2 protein-coding genes and 1 pseudogene are annotated in these 3837 nt (G+C 72.6%); 2 read left to right on the top strand and 1 reads right to left on the bottom strand.

Annotation, left to right across the window (positions count from 1 at the left end; translation table 11 throughout):
- A pseudogene (locus ACFXA3_RS38060) lies at positions 1 to 767 on the top strand (hypothetical protein); the annotation flags it as partial.
- Here the strand turns inward: ACFXA3_RS38060 and glgX are convergent.
- Positions 752 to 2866 carry a glycogen debranching protein GlgX gene (glgX, locus tag ACFXA3_RS38055; RefSeq protein ID WP_385195148.1) on the bottom strand — a complete coding sequence of 705 codons (2115 nt, stop codon included), beginning with the start codon at positions 2864 to 2866 and terminating at the stop codon, positions 752 to 754. The pseudogene ACFXA3_RS38060 and the gene glgX overlap by 16 nt on opposite strands.
- 288 nt (positions 2867 to 3154) lie before the next feature.
- On the opposite strand from glgX, the gene ACFXA3_RS38050 reads away from it, so the two are divergent.
- A partial coding sequence (locus tag ACFXA3_RS38050) for an SAV2148 family HEPN domain-containing protein (RefSeq protein ID WP_385195145.1) occupies positions 3155 to 3837 on the top strand: 683 nt, incomplete at its 3' end.

Here is a 3837-nt window from a genome sequence, read left to right as displayed (position 1 = left end):
GCCGGCACCCGCGCGTCGTGTACGCGGTACGGGGCTCCCTGTTCCTCCAAGGCGCCATGTTCGGCGCCTGCCAGGCCGGAATCGCCGCCCTCACCGCTCGTTTGGGCGTCCCCGGCCAGGCGGGCATCGTGTACGCGGCCATGGGGGTCGTCAGCGCCGCCGTGGGCCTCGCCCTCGGCGCGCTGCCCGCCCGGTTCGGGCTGCGGCTGCGCTGGCGCGCGGCCACCGGCGCCGCACTGGTGCTCTCCGTACCGCTGCTCTTCACCGACGGCCTGTGGCCGCTGTACGCGGTCGTCACGGTGCTCGGCGCCGCGTACGCCCCGCACCTGATCACCTCGTTCGCCCTCACCGAGCGGGCGGTGGAGCCGGTCCGGCTCGCCGAGTCGACGGCCTTCGCCGCCAGCTCGCTCGTGGCCGGGCAGGCCGCCGCGCTCGCCGCCTCCGGACGGCTCGCCGAGTGGTACGGGCCCGCCGGGGCCTTCGCCGTCGCCGTCGGGGCGGCCGCCTCGGCCCTGATCCTCGCGCTGACCACCCGGGTGCCGGCCGCCCGGGCGCACCCCGCCGCGCCGCGGGTCTTCATCCCGGCGCAGCAGAGCGCCTCCCCGGACCTGACCGCCGGCCCGTCGGGGCCCGCACGCCCGTCGGGGCGGCACGCCCCCTCGGGCGCGCCCGCCGCGCCCGAGGCATCCGACGCGCCCGACGCACCCGACGCGCCGGGCACGCCCGACGCGCCGGGCGCTTCGGGGCCCTCCTACGCCGGGCGCTGAAGCACCACCAGACACCGTCCCGTCAGCGCCACCCGGTCCCCGGCCGCGTACTGCGGTCCGGTGCCGGGTGGCAGTACGTCCGGCCGCGCCGTGTCCACCACGAGCCGCCACTGCGCCCCGTGCCCGGCCGGGATCGTGAACTCCTGGGGATCGGCGCCCGCGTTGAACATCAGCAGGAACGAGTCGTCGGTGATCCGCTCCCCGCGCGAGCCCGGCTCGGAGATCGCCTCTCCGTTGAGGAACACCGTCAGCGAGCGCGCGTGCTGCGCCTGCCAGTCGCGGGCCCGCATCGGCTCCCCGTGCGGGGTGAACCAGGCGATGTCGGAGAGCTCGTCGTTGGTGCCCTCGACCGGCCGGCCGTGGAAGAACCGGCGCCGCCGGAACACCGGATGGTCGCGGCGCAGCCACACCATCCGCCGGGTGAACTCCAGCAGCGAGGGGGCCGGTTTGCCCGGCTCCGGCCAGTTCACCCACGACAGCTCGTTGTCCTGGCAGTACGCGTTGTTGTTGCCGCCCTGCGAGCGGGCGAACTCGTCGCCGTGGCTGAGCATCGGCACGCCCTGCGAGAGCATCAGCGTGGCCGTGAAGTTGCGCATCTGGCGCTCGCGCAGCTCCTGGACCTCCGGGTCCTCGGTCGGCCCCTCGGTCCCGCAGTTCCAGGACCGGTTGTGGGTCTCGCCGTCCCGGTTCCCCTCGCGGTTGGCCTCGTTGTGCTTCTCGTCGTACGAGACGAGGTCGTGCAGGGTGAAACCGTCGTGGCAGGTGGTGAAGTTGATGGAGGCCAGCGGGCGGCGCCCGTCGTCCTGGTAGAGGTCCGAGGAGCCGGTCAGCCGGCCCGCGAACTCCGCCAGCGTACGCGGCTGCCCGCGCCACAAGTCCCGTACGGTGTCACGGTACTTGCCGTTCCACTCCGTCCACAGCGGCGGGAAGTTCCCCACCTGGTAGCCGCCCTCGCCCAGGTCCCAGGGCTCCGCGATCAGCTTCACCTGGCTCACCACCGGATCCTGCTGGACCAGGTCGAAGAACGAGGACAGCCGGTCCACCTCGTGGAACTGCCGGGCGAGCGTGGCGGCGAGGTCGAAGCGGAACCCGTCCACATGCATCTCGGTCACCCAGTAGCGCAGCGAGTCCATGATCAGCTGGAGCACGTGCGGGGACCGCATGAGCAGCGAGTTCCCGGTCCCCGTGGTGTCCGTGTAGTGCCGGGGATCGTCGGCGAGGCGGTAGTACGAGGCGTTGTCGAGCCCGCGGAAGGACAGCGTCGGGCCCAGGTGGTTGCCCTCGGCGGTGTGGTTGTAGACCACGTCGAGGATGACCTCGATCCCGGCCTCGTGCAGGGCCCGTACCGCCGACTTGAACTCCAGCACCTGCTGCCCGCGGTCACCGGAGGCGTAGCCGTTGTGCGGGGCGAAGAACCCGATCGTGTTGTAGCCCCAGTAGTTGCTCAGCCCGTCGTCGACCAGCCGGTGGTCGTTCACGTACTGGTGCACCGGCATCAGCTCCAGGGCCGTCACCCCGAGCTTGGTCAGGTGCCCGATGACCGCCGGATGGGCCAGCGCCCCGTACGTGCCGCGCAGCTCCTCGGGCAGGTCGGGGTGACGCATGGTCAGCCCCTTGACGTGCGCCTCGTACAGCACCGTGTGGTGGTACTCGTGACGCGGCGGGCGGTCGTTGGCCCAGTCGAAGTACGGGTTCACCACGACCGAACTCATCGTGTGCGGGGCCGAGTCCAGGTCGTTGCGCGAATCCGGCCGGCCGAAGTGGTAGCCGTACACCTCCTCGCCCCAGTCGACGCTCCCGGCGATGGCCCGCGCGTACGGGTCCAGCAGCAGCTTCGCCGCGTTGCAGCGCAGCCCGCGCTCCGGTTCGTACGGCCCGTGCACGCGGAAGCCGTAGCGCTGCCCGGGCATCACCCCGGGCAGGTAGGCGTGCCGCACGAAGGCGTCGGTCTCGCGCAGTTCGACGGCCGTCTCCGAGCCGTCGTCGTGGAGCAGACACAGTTCGATGCGTCGGGCGGCCTCGGAGTAGACCGCGAAATTGGTGCCGGCGCCGTCGTACGTGGCGCCGAGCGGATACGCCTGTCCCGGCCAGACCTGCATGGATACGGCTCTTCCCCTCGGTGTCGCATTGCTGTTCGGTGCTGATCCGGCGTGGACCACGTCTCTGCCAGATCTTCCCCGAAAGTGGGCCCCCACGCGGGGACTTGGGATGCTCCTACCGGGTGACCCGGAGAGCTGATATGCGGGTCAGCGGACTATGCGGGCATCCGATAATGGGTCAACGGACCACCGGTGTAAGGGCCATCGGGCTGCACCGGGCGCCGAGCTCGGAGTACCCTTCCGTGATCACTTGGAGACGGGCGTCCAGACGCAGAAGGCGGTGCACGGGTGAGCTCGGGAGGTCTGGAGCTGCCCCCTGGTGACAGCGGTCACGAGGGCGGCCCGGCGGACGCCCCAGGAGGTGCACCCGGTGGTGCGCCCGGCGGGGTCTCCGGCGGGGTGTCGGGCGGAGCGCCCACGGGGGTGCCGGCCGGGGCGGTGTCACTGGCCCCGCCGGCGGCCGGGAGCGTGCGCGCCGGCGCCGAACTGGACTGGGGCGCGGACGCGTGGACCGAGGTCCGCACCCGCGCGCAGCGGGCCGGCCGTGCGTACATCTGGCTGAACCTGATCGAACAGCGGCTGCGCGCCGTCGTCGGCGCGGTGCTCCGGCCGATCTACGAGCCCGTGCACGGCGGCGACGACTGGGTCGTCGCGGCCGCCGGGCCCGCCGGCCAGGAGTGGGTGCAGCGCGCCGTCGCCGTCCGCGAGGTCAGCCGGCGCAAGGGCTACCTGCTGGACCCGGCCGACGACAACGTGCTGAGCTTCCTGACGCTCCCGCAGCTGCGGGAGCTCATGGTCCAGCACTGGCCGTGCTTCGAGCCGTACTTCGACGACCGCCGGGAGATCGAGCTCGCGCTCGACGAGCTGGAGGTCACCCGCAACGTGGTCTCCCGCAACCGCGCCCTGTCGCGGGCGGTGCTGGAGCAGGCGGAGCGCGCCTCGGCCCGGCTGCTGGAGGCGCTGGGCGGCGG

The organism is Streptomyces sp. NPDC059456 (assembly GCF_042750055.1).
Lineage (GTDB): Bacteria > Actinomycetota > Actinomycetes > Streptomycetales > Streptomycetaceae > Streptomyces.
The sequence above is the reverse complement of the archived record's forward strand: the minus strand, read 5'-3'. Positions and strand labels throughout refer to the sequence as shown.

Coding starts and splice junctions, on each gene's coding strand:
- glgX (WP_385195148.1), bottom strand. CDS start 2,866: ATGCAGGTCTGGCCGGGACAGGCGTATCCGCTCGGCGCCACGTACGAC.